This is a genomic window from Neobacillus sp. WH10, from assembly GCF_030123405.1.
Taxonomy (GTDB): Bacteria; Bacillota; Bacilli; order Bacillales; family Cytobacillaceae; genus Neobacillus.
In genome coordinates this window covers 472,787-488,712 of sequence record NZ_CP126110.1, presented here as the reverse complement: position 1 = coordinate 488,712, position 15,926 = coordinate 472,787, and the positions used below count along the sequence as shown (strand labels likewise).

Below are 15,926 nucleotides of genomic sequence, written 5' to 3'. Positions count from 1 at the left end.
CATTGGCAAACACTCCCTATTTCAATCATCGCCTTACATCTCTAATCATACAGAAGTGATTTGGAAAAAGTAAGAAAATTATGCAAATCTTTTCAACAAAAAAAGAGAGAACTGTGAAACATCACAGCCCCCTCTTAAAGTTATTTTAAGAAGATAAAGTATAGGACAAAGATAACAAAAAATAAGTACATAATCGGGTGGATTTCTTTTGTTCTCCCTTTTACCATCATTGTAATTGGGTAAAAGATAAAGCCAACAGCAATCCCCGTTGCAATACTGTATGACAGCGGCATCGCAACCATTGTTAGGAACGATGGAACGGCAATCTCAAAACTTTTCCAGTCAATTTTTCCTAACGAAGAGACCATTAGCACTCCGACAATAATTAACGCAGGCGCCGTTACCTCTGGGGTAACCACTGATAACAATGGAAAGAAAAAGAGCGATAAGATAAAACATCCGGCAGTTACTAAGGCAGCAAACCCTGTTCTGGCACCAGCGGCAACCCCTGCCGTTGATTCGATATATGATGTCGTTGTCGAAGTACCAAGAACTGCTCCAACAGTCGTTGCAATCGAATCAGAAATTAATGCTCGTCCCGCACGAGGCAGCTTATTATCCTTCATGATACCCGCTTGGTTTGCAACTGCCACAAGTGTCCCGGCGTTGTCAAAGAAATCAACAAACAAGAAGGTTAAAATAATTCCAAGCATAGAAGTAGTATAGAAAGAACTGTCTCCGAAAGAGGAAAAGGCAGCACCAAAGGTCGGCGCTAAACTTGGAACCGTATCGACGACTTTTTCAGGTGCTTGGATTAAATTAAAAATCATCCCCGTAATAACACTAATCACCATACCATAAAATACAGCGCCCTTAATCCCTCTAGTCATCATAATAACTGTTACAACGATACCGAAAATTGCAAGCAGCGTAGGTCCTGAGGTTAAATCACCTAAACCAACAAGTGTTGCATCATTATTGACAATAATCTTAGCGTTTTGTAAACCAACAAACGTAATAAACAAGCCAATTCCTGCACCAACAGCATACTTCAAGTCGATCGGAATCGCGTTGATAATTTTTTCACGGAGTCCTGTTAATGTCAGCAAAAAGAAAAATATTCCGGAGATAAACACCGCTCCAAGAGCATGCTGCCAAGGAATTCCGCTTCCTAAAACAACAGTATACGCAAAGAAGGCATTCAATCCCATTCCAGGTGCTAACGCCAGTGGGTACTTCCCAATCAGTCCCATAACAATCGAACCAAGAGCGGATGCTAATGCCGTAGCCACAAAAACTGCACCGTAATCCATTCTTAATGCATCCGGAAAGTCTTTTACAGATGCAAGTGACAAGGTTAACGGGTTCACGACCAATATATAGGCCATTGCCAGGAAGGTGGTTAGTCCTCCAATAAATTCACGGCGATAATTCGTACCATGTTTCTCAAACTCAAAATATTTATGCATGTCTCTTCCCCCTATGAATCTATTATTCATTACGCAAAAAAACGCTCTCGATTATTCTACCGGAGCGTCTGACTTTAGGCATGTGCAATAAATAGAGGAAAAAGAATGCCTCATTATTCAAAACACTGCCTCGTAGTCAAGCCATTTACGGTGGCTCGGTAGAAACTTTTGGGCCATATCCCCAATATTATACGATGCAATTTTATGATTTCCTTAATACGATTTTTATTTTAGCAGGAAGAATCCAACTTGTAAATAAAAAATACGAACGATATTATAAAAAAATATAACATCGTTCGTATTTTAGACTTAATTTATAATATGGAAATAAATACTGAGATTACTTTCCTTTATCACAATCGGAGCGGATCCAATTCATACAATGCTAACCGGGCGCTTACGCTTTTGTTTTAAGATTAAAATTTTTTGTACTTTGAGAATTATCTAGCTCCAGCGCCTAGGGGCTCGGGGTCATAAGCCAATCCGTCAAGAAGGCTAAAAAGAAGCCTTCTCGTCGGCTCGTCTTATGCCTGGCTACAGAAAGCTATCGCTTTCTGTACGCATTAAGGGAGACTAATCTCTGGCTTCGCTTTGCTTGCCAGTCGATAATTCTCCCTATATCGCCCCTATTCAAGGCGCTTACGCTTTTATTATTCCCACTCAATCGTAGCTGGCGGTTTAGAGGTAATATCATAAACCACTCGATTGACATGTGCTACCTCGTTCACAATCCGAGTCGAGATGACTTCAAGCACATCCCACGGAATTCTTGCCCAATCTGAGGTCATACCATCAATTGAAGTGACCGCGCGGATTCCAATCGTGTAATCATAAGTTCTTGCGTCTCCCATGACTCCAACACTGCGAATGTCCGGGAGCACTGTGAAGTATTGCCAAATTTCGCGGTCAAGACCTGCTTTTTTAATTTCTTCACGCAAAATCCAATCTGATTCGCGAACAATTTCCAGCTTATCCTCAGAAATCGCTCCAAGGACGCGAATACCAAGACCCGGCCCAGGGAATGGCTGTCTCCAAACGATATCATCCGGAATGCCCAGCTCCGTACCAAGTGCGCGAACCTCATCTTTAAACAAGGTGTTTAGCGGTTCAATTAATGTAAACTGCATATCTTCCGGAAGACCGCCGACATTGTGATGGGACTTAATTGTTTGTGCTGTTGCTGTGCCGCTTTCAATGATATCTGTGTAAAGCGTTCCTTGGGCTAAAAACTCAATCCCTTCCAGCTTAGTTGCCTCATCATCAAATACATAGATAAATTCATTACCGATAATTTTCCGTTTTTTCTCTGGATCAGAAACACCTTCGAGCTTGGATAAGAATCGATCTTTCGCATCCACTTTAATGACGTTCATATGGAAGCCTTCTGAGAAAGTCTTCATTACACTGTCCGCTTCATTTTTCCGAAGCAGACCATGGTCAACAAAAATACAGGTTAGCTGGTCGCCGATTGCTTTATGGATAAGAACAGCAACAACAGAGGAGTCAACCCCGCCGCTTAAGGCACAAAGAACTTTTTTATCCCCCACTGTCTCGCGAATCTTCGCCATTTCCATTTCAATGAAATTTTCCATTGACCAAGTGCCGCCAGCACCGCAGACGTTAAAAACAAAATTCTTTAGCAGCTCATTGCCATAAACTGAATGACGTACTTCTGGGTGAAATTGTACCGCATAAAGCTTGCGTTCAGTATTGCTCATTGATGAAATCGGGCAGGAAGGGCTTGTCGCATCGACAGTAAACCCTGCCGGTGCTTCAACAACCAAATCGCCATGGCTCATCCATACCGTTTGCTCTTTAGGTAGGGCAGCAAAAAGAGCGGATTCATGTTCTACTGATACTGTCGCTTTTCCATACTCACGCTGCTGTGCCTTTTCAACCTTTCCATTGAAATGAACGGTCATTAACTGCATTCCATAGCAAATTCCGAGAATTGGCAGACCCATTTCAAAAATGGCTTCATCACAGCGGAATGAATTCTCATCATAAACACTATTCGGGCCACCTGAAAAAATAATTCCCTTCGGATTCATTTTGCGAATTTCTTCCGCTGTAATCGTATGCGGGTGTAGTTCACTATAGACACCGAACTCACGAATCCGGCGTGTAATCAACTGATTATATTGACTTCCAAAATCTAAAACAACAATCATATCTTGCTTTTCCGCCAAAGCAGCCACCTCAATTTTCTAAAGTTATTACTAGCTTTTACAAAAATGGAAATAAAAAAACTAGAATTTCCTCCCCAAAAACAAATATTAGGAAGGCAGAATTCTAGTTATCTCATAAAAACTGACAGAAAAATTCTGCCTTCATAGTCAGGCCATTACAATGGCGACCCGGTAGAGACTCTCGAACCCTATTTTCGAGGATATATGAAGGAAACATATCTATTGAATTAGTTCATATTTTATCAATAGGTTGTTTTTCCGGTCAAGCGATAGTCTTTTTAATTAAATTTTCCCATAATTCTTGCGACTCTTTCCATGTTCCCTGCGGAAGATTTTGATGATATATATATTGTTCATAAAAAACCGTCAATCGGGTCATCTCCCGAGTTGAAAAGAACGAATCAATATAACGGGCATAGTTCCTTAATGTTTGATTTTCCTTCCGTTTTAATCCATAGCGATCAAGCTGATTTAATAAAATTAAATACGCCGCACCGATATTTTCATCCTTTTTCTTGAATCTAAAAAGCAGTAGTAACCCGTATGGAAGCCACTTTCCACGGATTCGATAAAGAAATGCCGTAATTACTGATAGGATGATGAGAATGCGAACGATCTTTTTCCAATTATTTTTCAATGCCAGTTTTACATTTTCAAAGCTGGTTTTCAGATCAAAGGATTTCTTGGTATCCTTTACCGTCTTCTTTTCATCCGGTTCTTCCTTCTGAGGCTTTTTCACAGGCGGCGGTGTCGCCTGCTGATTACTAGATCCTGAACCATCAACTGCCTCATAATTGATTAAAATCTCATTAGAAAAACCCTTTGTCGGTTCAAACGGTACCCAGCCTTGATTTGGGAAAAAAACCTCTACCCATGAATGGGCATTATTGTTCGTAACTTGGTAATACTGGCTTGATGAGTTATCCTCACCATATTCTAGAAAATCACCGCCTGTGTACCCTTTTACCCATCGAGTTGGAATCCCTAGCGTCCTTAGCATAACCGCCATCGAAGTGGAAAAATTATCGCAATAGCCCCGCTTTGTCTCAAACAAAAATTGGTCAACATAATCCTCATTAGTGTCAGGTACCGCGACATTTTTTTGGTCATAGGTGTATTCCGTATTGCCAAAATAACTTTCTACTGCTTTCGCTTTGTCAAACCAGCTCGTTTTCCCTGCCGTAATTTGTTCCGCTAATCCTTTGATTCTTAGCGGTAATCCTTCAGGCAAATGCGTATACTTCTGATAAAATAAATTTGACGGATCCATACTCGTTGTTTGCTTTAAATCCTGTACTTTATATTTTGGGAGCACATAGTCTACCGTAAAAGTATGGGGCACAACAGGATCTTCATTTTTATTATAAAAGCTTACTCTCTCGATGGTTGTATCAATCATAAATCGATTTCCATTTGAACCAGACGGCTGAATGGTCAAGATCTTCCTAATTCCTGCAGGGTACATGATAAAGTTGTATTTATAATTTTTATGTATAAATACTTGAGCAGATTCCTTAATGGTTTCAACTGTATTAGGAAAAGAATAAACAGGTACATAATCCTCCTGTCTAAATGAGATCGGTGTTGTACCAGAGGCAAGCCAGCCTTTTCCTGTATACATGTCCTTCGTCTCCATCTTCCAATAATTCTTCCCGTCCGCTTCATACTTAAACACCGGGCTGCTGTCACCGATAAACGGGCCGCCAAGTGCTTCATCATTGGTACCGTAACCAATTCGATGCGGTCCTGCCCCATTGCCGCCCGTGCCACCTTTAGGATTATTTCCTGTAAAAAATGGAACAGGATCGGGCCATAACGGTGCAGCTTTTGGTGCAGCAATTCCCACCATAACACTAACAGCAATCATCCCTGCCAGCGGTGTCATCCATTTTCGAATGAAGGATGACTCACAGCTTACACTCTCCTTTTGGATAATGCGGTAAAAGGTCAGCATCCCCATCACAGCAAATCCCGCCACTACCGTTCTAACAATCGCCGCTTTTGCACTATAAGGCGTAAAAGTATCCAAAACAGTAATATAAATCAAGGTCATAAGGAAAAAGATAAATATCCGCTGTCGTTTCAAGAGCCAATAATCAATTAAGTAGACCGTTAACCAAAGCAAAATAAACAACAACAGCGTTCGGAATTCATTAGGTAAGTCGTTCCATTGTCTCGCCACTAGCAGCCCTATACTATTGGCAATATCGGAGCCGAATGACTTCAACCAGCTAAGGTGAAAAAAGCCTTCATCATAATGGGTTCGATTTATCGAAAACAGGATAAATAATAGTTTAATCAAAAATTGCCAAATCCCTTTGAGATGAACAAAAGAAACAGCAAAAGAGACAAGTAAGAAGACAATAAATGTTTCAATATGATCCGTGTCTGTTAATTGTTTAATGGGCCGCAGCCATTCCCACAAAAGAAAAAAGCTGAGCGTGTATAACAGAAATGAGGGAAAATTCCTTTTCATCATCGTGCAATCACCTCCGAAAAGGCTGCCTGATAATCGCCCTCATGGACCATAACCACTCGAACCCCCCGTGCATTTGCGATGGTTACAAGAGAGCGTTCATTTTCTGATGGCGATTCCTTTTGACCCTTAATAAGGAAAAGTGTAATGGAGCCTTTTCTTTTTCCAAGAAAGCTTGCCTTTTCAATCAAAGGTTTGGTTAATTGCGCAGTGACGAGCATAAACGAAACCGTTTGTTGGATGAAAAGCCCATCTGTCTCCAACACCTTTTCAAAGGATCTCAAACTCTTTGCTTCAATTTTAGCCAGATGATAAAAGAGCTGCTGAAGATGCTGTTCCCCGCCTCTTATAGGAAAGGATGCTCTTTCGTTGCTGAGGGTTAACAGTCCAGTTTGCGCCCCTTTTTTCAAAATGGCATGTAATAAGGATGCCGTAAAGGAAACGACCGGTTCAAAGCGCTTATCAGGCACACAGTCCATAACGACAAACACATCATGGGACTGACGCTGCTCAAATTCCTTTGTCATAATCTCGTTCCGCTTGGCAGAAGCTTTCCAGTTAATCCAAGAAAAACGGTCGCCTGGCTGATAATCCCTTACACCAATTGCCATTGTGGTATCGCGCTGCACACGTTCCCTTGATGCCGTTAACCCTTGATCATATTGATTTTCAAACGGCCGGTATAAAAGTTCCGAATAAGCAGGATAAACAATGATTTTTCCTGCAGCCTCACATGTCTTCTCTTTTTCAAATAATCCAAGAGGATCACCAATTCTTAGTGTAAAGGAGTTGAAAAAGTGTTCCCCGCGCGGTAGCTCATCAATGATATATTCATAGGAAAATTCTTTTTTTAAGCCGGGAAGAATGAGTGCCTTTGCTTTCTTTTGCTGAGGGGAAAATTTCAACACATCATCTAATTGGTCTTCAATGAGTAAATAGAATAATGGAAAAGCGTTTGACCGCTTCACTTTTACGATTACCTTTAACGTTTCCCCTGCATTGTAATCCGATTTCAGCAATACCCTTGATACTTCAAGCTCATTTAAGGAATAAAAAGAAAGAGCAATGCAGTAAATGGCAAATGGCAGAAAGCTATAAAATAAAAACCAGCTGACAAATCCCCCTTGGAACATCGCATACGAGAAGGTTAGGAAGATCAAAAAGAGTAATAGGATAAATTTCCATACTTTTTTGAATGGAATCCATAATTTTTTCATTTTATTTCACTAACCTTCGGACCGGGACAGGAACCCTGGCAACCAATCGGTTTACTACTTCTTCTGCAGAAATTCCTTCAAATTTTGCTTCGGACTTTAAAATAATCCGGTGGGATAACACAAACGGTGCCAAATATTGAATATCGTCTGGGAGGACATAATCACGCCCATACATATAGGCATAGGCTTGTGCTGCTTTCATTAGGGCGATGGAACCCCGTGGGCTTGCACCTAAATAAACACTGCCATGACCTCTCGTCCGGTTCACAATGTCAACAATATACCGTTTAATGGTATCATCAACAAAAACCTCTTTAATTTCTTGCTGCAATTCGAGTAAGCCTTCAAGATCTATGACCGGGGACAGGTCCTCGATTGGCGGCACCTTTTGGGCCCTGTTCAAAACTTCAATTTCTTCTTGTAAATCAGGGTAACCCATTTTCATTTTTAATAAAAAACGGTCGAGCTGCGCTTCCGGAAGCGGGTAAGTGCCTTCATATTCAATCGGGTTTTGTGTCGCCATAACGAAGAACGGCTTATTTAATCTATGGGTCACACCATCGATGGTGACACTTGCTTCCTCCATCCCTTCTAAAAGGGCCGATTGCGTCTTTGGTGATGTCCGGTTAATTTCATCAGCGAGAATGATGTTGCCCATTAAGGGACCAGGTCGGAATTGAAATTCCATCTCTTTCGGATTATAAATTGAAACCCCCGTAACATCGGATGGTAAGAGGTCTGGGGTGAATTGAATTCTGCGGAAGTTGGCATTAACAGATTTGGCAAGCGCGCGGACCATCATCGTTTTCCCGACACCAGGTACGTCCTCTAACAGCACGTGACCTCCTGCTAGCAAGGCAACGAGGCTAAGTTCTGCAACATTTCTTTTTCCAATCATAACCTTTTCAATGTTTGCTATTATTTTTTCTATCGTGGGATTCATTTGTTCATGTGACAAGGTGATTCCTCCTCAATGGATCAAATCGATTAATTACATTCTATCTATTTATTCTCTTTTTCCTGAAAAATTCCTTTTAAAAAGGCACGCAATATTCAAAATGTGTAAAAAGTTCAACTTCAATCAGTGGTTTTTTTCCACCTCCGCTGTTTGTTAGTTGGACTTATCGGGCAATTATAGGCAGTTGGGGCAATTTCTTCATTGATTGTTTAATTTTGCATGTCAAACTAATTCTAATCTTGTTATATCTATATCATTAATAAGAAATTCTTAAAAGAACAAAAAAGCCGAGGGATATACCCACGACTAGGTATCAAATAGCCAAAGTTCTCTTTATTTTATAGAAAGAATTCCCTTGCCAACAAACTTACGATATCCCCAAAGACTTAATATTCCATGTGAGACACCGACTAAAGTCAATGCAATTCCAAGCTTTAGAATATCTGCTGACGTAGCCATGAATAATCCATACCCAATCAACAATCCTGCAATCACACAGTTTAGCGCCCAAAATACTCTTTTTAAGATTTTAATCACCTCACTTTATGAACAAGATATGCAATTGCATAAGCGCATATTGCCGAACATGCCATCCCTGCAAACCATTTATCAATGCCCACATACCACAATGGTAAATGCATATCCAAACAGAAGAGTGTACGCAAGAATTACGAAATCCCTCTTTTAAAAATGCCCTCTTAAAACAAGAAGGCATTTTTAAAAGTTATATGGCGTAAGGTTAATTAAACGGAATAGGCAAAGCTCTCAAACTCTAATTGAACTTCTGCTCCTGACGTTCATAATTTTCTTCTTTTCGCAACAACTCTAAATTGATTTTTCGATCCCATACTTTTCTTGCGTTTTCCGTCATATAAGGGAAAATGTATCGATCGACAATCACCTGATACTCCGTGTCATCAATGAGATTATAGGTACGAATCTTAATTTGTTTGTCATCGAAAGTTTCAATAACAATATCATTAATTAAATTGAATGGATTTCTCACCATATCAATATTGCGTATATTTTTAATAAAAATGGTACCTTTTTTTGATATAACTGTGCCATTTTCCCCTTGGATAATGGTAAACAGGACCTTTCCTGGAATAAAAGCTGGTAAAAGCCAGAGAGTTAAATATAGAAGAATAGGAAAAAAACAGATACCGCCAAAGATATAAAACAACGAATATTTCGATTCAAAAGAAAACCCTTCAACAATTAATAAAATAGAGCCTCCTAAACCTGCAAAAACAAATAAAGCCATCCACGCGTACATAAACTTCGAGCCCTTTATTTTTATGGCTTCGTTTTTTTTCTGAACGTTTGCCAAGTGTTACACCTCCTTTAAACTGAGAGAATCTTGTTGTTTAACAGCAGATTATTAATAGATCTTTCATTTGACCTTAAAAACGAAAATCCTCTTTAAAAAATGCCCTCTTCAAACAAGAAGGCATTTTTTAAAAGTTATATGGCGTAAGGTTTATTAAACGGAGAAAGCAAAACTCTCAAACTCTAATCGAACTTCTGCTCCTGACGTTCATATTTAGCAACCTTTGATAATTCTTCTAAGTTGACTTTTCGATCCCATACTTTTCTTGCATTTTCCGTCATATAAGGAAAAATGTATTTATCAACAATTAACTCATAATGCAAGTCACCAATTAGGTTATATGTCCGAATCTTGATTTTTTTGTCATCGAATGTTTCAATGACAATATCATTGATTAAATTGAGCGGATTTCTCACCATATGGATATTACGTATATTTCTAATAAGAACGGTACCTTTTTTTGATATGACTGTGCCGTTCTCCCCAGAAACGATCGTTAGCAAAACCTTCCCTGGTCTCAATCCAGGAAGATGCCAGAGAGTGAGATAAAGGTAGAATGGAGTAAAAATGAATCCTCCTACAATGTAAAATAGGGAATATTTAGAATCGAATTTTAACCCGTGTATGATCATGTATAAACAAGCAATTAGAAAACCGGCTGTAGCAAGAAACATCCACACGTACATAAGCTTCGAGCCCTTTATTTTTATGGCTTCGTTATTTTTCTGAACGTTTAACAAGCGTTGCGCCTCCTTTAAACTGAGAGAATCTTGTTGTTTAACAGAAGATTATTAATGGATCTTTCATTTGACCTTAAAAATGAAAATCCTCTTTTAAAAAAATGCCTTCTTAAAACAAGATAGTGTTTTAAAAAAGTTATATGGCGTAAGGTTAATTAAACGGAATAAGCAAAACTCTCAAACTCTAATCGAACTTCTGCTCCTGGCGTTCATAATTTTCTTCTTTTCGCAACAACTCTAAATTTATTTTTCGATCCCACACTTTTCTTGCGTTTTCCGTCATAAAAGGGAAAATATATCGATCGACAATCACCTGATACTCAGTGTCATCAAGGAGATTATAGGTGCGAAACTTAACTTTTTTGTCATCAAACGTTTCAATGACAATATCATTGATTAAATTGAGTGGATTTCTGACCATATCAATATTACGTATATTTTTAATAAGAACGGTACCTTTTTTTGATATGACTGTGCCGTTCTCTCCAGGTACTATTGTTAGCAAAACCTTCCCTGGTCTCAATCCAGGCAAATGCCAGAGAGTGAGATAAAGGTAGAATGGAGTAAAGATAAATCCTCCCACAAGGTAAAGTATGGAATATTTAGAATCGAATTTAAATCCGTTTATGATTAAGAATAAACAAGCGATTAGAAAACCGGCTGTAGCCAGAAACATCCACACGTACATAAACTTCGAGCCTTTTATATTTACAGCTTCGTTATTTTTCTGAACGTTTGACAAGCGTTGCGCCTCCTTTAAACTGAGAGAATCTTATTGTTTAGCAGCAGATAATAGAAACAGGGGATTTACTATGTGCTAATCACACTATAAAACCATACGAAAAACCCCGAAAAATTTAAGTTTATCGAGGCTTTTGTAACAAAAACATTCAAAATTACTCCTATAAAAACATCCTTTTTCTGTTCACTTCTATGCAGACTTAACCTTCTTGACAACAGGAGTATCCTTTTTCTTAAGACAAGCACAGAAGGATAATAATAAAATAACTGTTTCCCATAGCAGCGCAAATAGGAGAACATCTGAGGTACCTTCTTGACTCCAGCTTGACTTATTAATAAAGAAAAATAGAATTACTATAAATAACAACAGATTGCTTTTCCAGAAAAATGATAAGCCTCTTTTAAAAGAAAATTTCCCAATTTCTTCTTTTGGATTACCAGAAATGACTTTCTTGTTTTTTGGGGGATGATTTTGTAGAAAATCATCCAAAATGTTATGCAATGTATTAAAATAATGGCTTACACTGTTACTCATTAAAAATATTTGGTTGTTGTCAGTCTCTTCATAATTTATATGCCAAATATTATTTTCCCCAGGAACAAAAAGCATTACGAAATCAGGCTGCATTAAATTTTTCTCATTTTTTCTCTTTTTAAATGTAATCTTGGAAACCTGCTGATTATTTTTTTTAAAATCCCGTAAGAACAGACGTATTTTGGAATCATTTGATTGATCCTCAATCATCCGATCCAAATCCGATGATTTTATGTTATGGATTAAATCATACATGTCATTGGACAACTCAATATTTATTTTTACTGGATCTTCCTGCAGCTTTGAGTTCACTCCATAGAAATTACAAATTATTTCATTTAAACTGTTGGGAGTCTTATATTGGGAAAACCTATGCTGGTTTTTATGTACATCTTCCAGAATAACGCCTGCTCCTTCAGAAGGATACATCAGCAAACAATGATCTCCATTTTCGAACCTTATCATTTTGTTAGAATTCAAAATCCTGTTTACCGGATTTTTTAAAAGCACTTTGTGATTAACAGAATTATTTATGTTGGTTTCTTGAAGCGAGACGATTACTTGATCGATTTCTTTTTTCGAAATATTGTTTTCTTTGGCAAATTCCTTCGCCCTTTTGTCAGAGCCCGATTGAGCAAGAACTTCTATAAGCTCTTGAGTAGAGACACTGATCTTTTGGCCATCTTCCATATCCGTTCTTCCTCCACTAGTCTTTAAATTTTAGCTGCATCAATCAAACATACTCAACATGCTGAACCCTGTTATAACAAGAAAAACAAAAAAAAGTGCAGCAGCCAGCTTATTCAAAATGAAAGGGAGCCGGTTTAGTACATTCTGAACATAATAATTTACGCCAGAAGTGATCATAGCAAAATACTTTAAGCAAAAGTCCAGAAAGCTCTTTGGTTCTTCAAAGACATTTATCTCATATAGGGTGATCACCAATCGCTGTAGGAAAATGGAACAAAATGCAAAAATAGCGTTCGTCAAAATACTCACAGCAATATAAGAGCTTGGTATTGGAATATCGATTCCTATGAATAGATATGCCATAATCGTCCAGGAAATCATTGCCAATGTAAAGCCAATAAAATTCTTCATCATTTTAATACCTTTCATTTAATAGATTCGGTTTTATTCAAATCTCTATATTTCCCCAAAGAAAAGAGCTATAGCATCGCTTAATCTTTTGCTATACTCTTTTACACTGGATGGAATGACAAAAACCTCTCTTTCTTGAATTCTATCATAGTCAAGATGCCAAACAAAATTTACACTCGGCAGCAGAAAAATGACTTGTTTCATCTCCATATAATCTTTTACATAATCCATCTCTATCAGAGATAAATTATCAAATTCCTGCTTGTTATCTCTAAAATCAGAAAGAAACAGCTTTAATTGACCTTCTATTCTTTCATCGTTAATCATAGTGTCTAATACGTTGGGCTCCATTTGATGGAGCTGGTTATAAATGGCCTCTGAAAGCTGCAGGGTTGGTAGATTGCTTACAGGCTGTTCTGGTTTTCCCTCTATCTCATAATGATTCAATAAAATGGGCTCAAATCCTTTATCCATTGAATAAATAGAGAAAAAATGAGTATTATTTCTTATTTCTTGCAATAGAGTCCTTGAATCACCTTTTGTATAATGAATAAATAGCACCCTGTCTTTTTTTATGCATCGAACTTTTCTTTTCGACTGAACAAGAACATGCAATAGATCTTCCAAGCCTGCAGCTAGAGTTGAATTTCTACTAACGTCCAAAAACCCCTTTGATAATAGAGAGAGCTCCGTATCCTCAATAAAACGGTCAAACTCTTCCGTCCTATCCTGGATCTCTAAATTATTTAAAACCTGACTGGCCATACTTTCATAACCGCATAATGCAAGTGCGGATGCCAATTCATTTGTAGTTAAAGAAATCCCTTCCGCTTTCATTGGTTATCCTCCCCCATATATACTATTTGAATAGGCCTGTCACAAAATCACCGGCATCTGATAAAGCATCACTTACGTTACCAGCCACCTCTTTAATACCTTTTTTAGCGTCTTTGTATTTCTCCTCGACCCACTTCCCGGCTTTCTCTCCAAGTTCTTTCACATTGTCTTCAAATATGATGGATCCAACAATCCCTACTGTTGCTCCTATTGCCCCTCCAATTAAAGTACCGGGTCCCGGGCAAATCATTGTTCCTAGTGCAGCTCCGCCTGTTGTTAGCCCAGCTACACCGATATCCATTCCAATACCCGCTACTGCTCTCCCTGCCTTCTCCGCTTCAGATTTATATTTATTTTTATCACTGACAAATTCTCCTCCATTTGTGACTACAGAAAAAAATATGCCTGCATAAGGGATTTTTTTAGCCAGTTTGGCAATTGCCTTTTTATCAGTCAGCTGTCCCAGTGTAGCTCTCACATCTATAGAAGCACTTTTATATAATTCAGCCTGTGCTGAATTAAATATTAAATATGGGTGCTGATGCTGTAATACCCCAAGAAAACTTTTTACATTTGCACCAGGGCTTAATCCAACAAGACTTCTCAACAGTCTGCTGGGTGAATTTTGATACTTTGAAAAGAAGTTACTTATCCCGCTAATTCCGCTGGAGCTTCCTTTTTTTATAATATTATGAATGGTGTCAGCAAGCTTTGAACCGTATACACCATTCTTTTTTAGCCAGTCCGGATGAGCCTTGACTTTGAAATTTCCGGCACCATCTTTCACCAATATAAGCCTTTTGCTTAATAGGATTGTAGCTGCTAAAGTACCTTTAACGGCCTCCATTCCTCCATTGAGCTTCCCTATTTTATCCATCCAGTCTGCCACGTTCCCCATCAGAGTGGAATCACCTTCTTTTATGGCCAGCTCCATGGCAGAATCGATTAACTTGCCAATTGTATCATTTTCTTCAAGGTACTTTTCAATCTCCTTAATGGTGCTGGGACTAAGAGAAATCCCATTTGCCCCCCATGATTCAATATTGTTTATAAAATCAGCAATCCTTGTAAGATCTTCAGCCGATTCTTTTAATATCTTTAAACTATCAGCCTCTAAATCCTCTAACCCTTCCATGGTTTTCTTAATATGACGTTTCGCTTTATCAAAATCCTGTTGTAAAGAGGATAACGAAATTGTATTCCCCCCAACAATATCACTGACTTCCATATATTCCTGATTAATATCTTGTATCGAATTCTCCGCCAGCTGCTCAATGTATTCTATTCCTGCTTTGGCCTCTTGTTCTGTAAAATCCTGTCTGACAAGGCCATTTTCATCTTCGTAGTCTCTTATCAAGTTTTTAACTTCCTTTAGTCTATTAACATACTCACTTAAAAATTGGTTTAGAAGCAGGACAGCTGGAACATGCAGAACGGTAAGATTTTCCTTAATCGCCTCGCCGCCCTTTCCTTTTAATGCATCTTCCAAATTTATAATCTTATTAATGGAATCACGAATATCATGTATTTGCTCTTTTTCAGCTTCTTTTTTCTTTATGGATACATCTAATTCCGGAATAATTTCGGATACTTTTATAACTTTCATTCTGTCTCACTCCTTTATTTCATTTTTTGAGAGAGCTCTTTGTCTTTTTGTACAAGCTGTTCAATTAGCGTTCTCATATCTTGTTCCGTTCTAATCAGTAAATTTTGGTATTGGTCAATAATGCTGTAATATTTTTGTTCCATTTTGGTGATTTCAGCGAGTAAATCCAAACGGCTTTCAGAGAATGATATTGACGGGTTGCTTGTATCAAACCCATCTGCTTTATTTTTTAATTCACTAAGTGCATTTTCCACTTCACTTTGGATTAGTTTGATTTCAGTCATTTTTTCACCTCAACAATCATGGTTCTTAATCGCTTAATTGAGAAATTCTATTACGTTTAGACGATATGGCATTTGAGAGAGATTTGTTTAAGCCTTCATAATAACTAATCTTGTCCTCAATGTTGTTTAGCATTCCTTCAATATCATTGTTGCCGATTCTCATATAAGAACTTTCAATTTCCTTACGGATTTCGTTAAATTCATTCGCATGTTTACCCGCCCATGTCGATGCAGTCAGTTCAGGCTGGTTAATGTATCTCTTATTCTGCATAAATTCCTCTTGACTTGATGAGATATCTTGATAGGACTTTCTCAGGCGTGCCAAAATTTCATTATTTTTACTCATTGCATTACTTAATTCGGAGATTTCTCTATACAACTGATTAATTAAATGGGAATTATCCTCCATTTTTATTCCCCCTCGTTATCCATATTATTTTGAA

The 15,926-nt window shown here is 38.2% G+C and carries 15 protein-coding genes and 2 riboswitches; all 15 genes read right to left on the bottom strand.

Translation table 11 applies throughout. The features are described from left to right. Positions 1 to 140 precede the first annotated feature (140 nt). Positions 141 to 1,469: an NCS2 family permease gene (locus tag QNH20_RS02435; protein ID WP_283921349.1), complete on the bottom strand. Its 1,329-nt coding sequence runs from the start codon at positions 1,467 to 1,469 to the stop codon at positions 141 to 143. A 113-nt stretch (positions 1,470 to 1,582) separates the two neighbouring features. Further along, positions 1,583 to 1,684, bottom strand: a riboswitch (purine riboswitch). Between the two features lie 435 nt (positions 1,685 to 2,119). Continuing rightward, positions 2,120 to 3,640 carry a glutamine-hydrolyzing GMP synthase gene (gene guaA / locus QNH20_RS02430; protein ID WP_283923329.1) on the bottom strand — a complete coding sequence of 507 codons (1,521 nt, stop codon included), beginning with the start codon at positions 3,638 to 3,640 and terminating at the stop codon, positions 2,120 to 2,122. Positions 3,641 to 3,782: 142 nt separating this feature from the next. Beyond that, a riboswitch (purine riboswitch) is annotated at positions 3,783 to 3,886 on the bottom strand. A gap of 34 nt (positions 3,887 to 3,920) precedes the next feature. Beyond that, positions 3,921 to 6,137, bottom strand: coding sequence for a DUF4129 domain-containing transglutaminase family protein (locus tag QNH20_RS02425; protein WP_283921348.1), 2,217 nt, complete (start codon positions 6,135 to 6,137; stop codon positions 3,921 to 3,923). Further along, positions 6,134 to 7,351 (bottom strand): DUF58 domain-containing protein, encoded by a 1,218-nt coding sequence (locus tag QNH20_RS02420; protein ID WP_283921347.1) that lies wholly within the window; start codon positions 7,349 to 7,351, stop codon positions 6,134 to 6,136. Before QNH20_RS02420 ends, QNH20_RS02425 begins: the two co-directional genes overlap by 4 nt. Before the next feature lies 1 nt (position 7,352). Then, the gene (locus QNH20_RS02415) at positions 7,353 to 8,294 is read right to left on the bottom strand and encodes an AAA family ATPase (RefSeq protein WP_283923328.1); all 942 of its coding nucleotides are present in this window, start codon (positions 8,292 to 8,294) and stop codon (positions 7,353 to 7,355) included. A 348-nt stretch (positions 8,295 to 8,642) separates the two neighbouring features. Next, entirely contained in the window at positions 8,643 to 8,804 is a 162-nt protein-coding gene (locus QNH20_RS02410; protein ID WP_283921346.1) for a hypothetical protein, read from the bottom strand. A gap of 277 nt (positions 8,805 to 9,081) precedes the next feature. Then, positions 9,082 to 9,639 carry a DUF5381 family protein gene (locus QNH20_RS02405; protein ID WP_283921345.1) on the bottom strand — a complete coding sequence of 186 codons (558 nt, stop codon included), beginning with the start codon at positions 9,637 to 9,639 and terminating at the stop codon, positions 9,082 to 9,084. Positions 9,640 to 9,821: 182 nt separating this feature from the next. Further along, positions 9,822 to 10,379 carry a DUF5381 family protein gene (locus QNH20_RS02400; protein ID WP_283921344.1) on the bottom strand — a complete coding sequence of 186 codons (558 nt, stop codon included), beginning with the start codon at positions 10,377 to 10,379 and terminating at the stop codon, positions 9,822 to 9,824. A 184-nt stretch (positions 10,380 to 10,563) separates the two neighbouring features. Next, on the bottom strand, positions 10,564 to 11,121 hold the full coding sequence (locus QNH20_RS02395) for a DUF5381 family protein (RefSeq protein WP_283921343.1): 558 nt from the start codon (positions 11,119 to 11,121) through the stop codon (positions 10,564 to 10,566). A 189-nt stretch (positions 11,122 to 11,310) separates the two neighbouring features. Further along, the gene (locus QNH20_RS02390) at positions 11,311 to 12,345 is read right to left on the bottom strand and encodes a hypothetical protein (protein WP_283921342.1); all 1,035 of its coding nucleotides are present in this window, start codon (positions 12,343 to 12,345) and stop codon (positions 11,311 to 11,313) included. A 39-nt stretch (positions 12,346 to 12,384) separates the two neighbouring features. After that, the gene (locus tag QNH20_RS02385; protein ID WP_283921341.1) at positions 12,385 to 12,759 is read right to left on the bottom strand and encodes a hypothetical protein; all 375 of its coding nucleotides are present in this window, start codon (positions 12,757 to 12,759) and stop codon (positions 12,385 to 12,387) included. A 42-nt stretch (positions 12,760 to 12,801) separates the two neighbouring features. Next, the gene (locus tag QNH20_RS02380) at positions 12,802 to 13,593 is read right to left on the bottom strand and encodes a hypothetical protein (protein ID WP_283921340.1); all 792 of its coding nucleotides are present in this window, start codon (positions 13,591 to 13,593) and stop codon (positions 12,802 to 12,804) included. A 22-nt stretch (positions 13,594 to 13,615) separates the two neighbouring features. Continuing rightward, positions 13,616 to 15,199 carry an LXG domain-containing protein gene (locus QNH20_RS02375; RefSeq protein WP_283921339.1) on the bottom strand — a complete coding sequence of 528 codons (1,584 nt, stop codon included), beginning with the start codon at positions 15,197 to 15,199 and terminating at the stop codon, positions 13,616 to 13,618. 14 nt (positions 15,200 to 15,213) lie between these two features. Then, a complete protein-coding gene (locus QNH20_RS02370) occupies positions 15,214 to 15,483 on the bottom strand; it encodes a YwqI/YxiC family protein (RefSeq protein WP_283921338.1) in 270 nt (89 codons plus the stop codon). 25 nt (positions 15,484 to 15,508) lie between these two features. Continuing rightward, positions 15,509 to 15,892: a YwqH-like family protein gene (locus QNH20_RS02365; protein ID WP_283921337.1), complete on the bottom strand. Its 384-nt coding sequence runs from the start codon at positions 15,890 to 15,892 to the stop codon at positions 15,509 to 15,511. Positions 15,893 to 15,926: the final 34 nt, after the last annotated feature.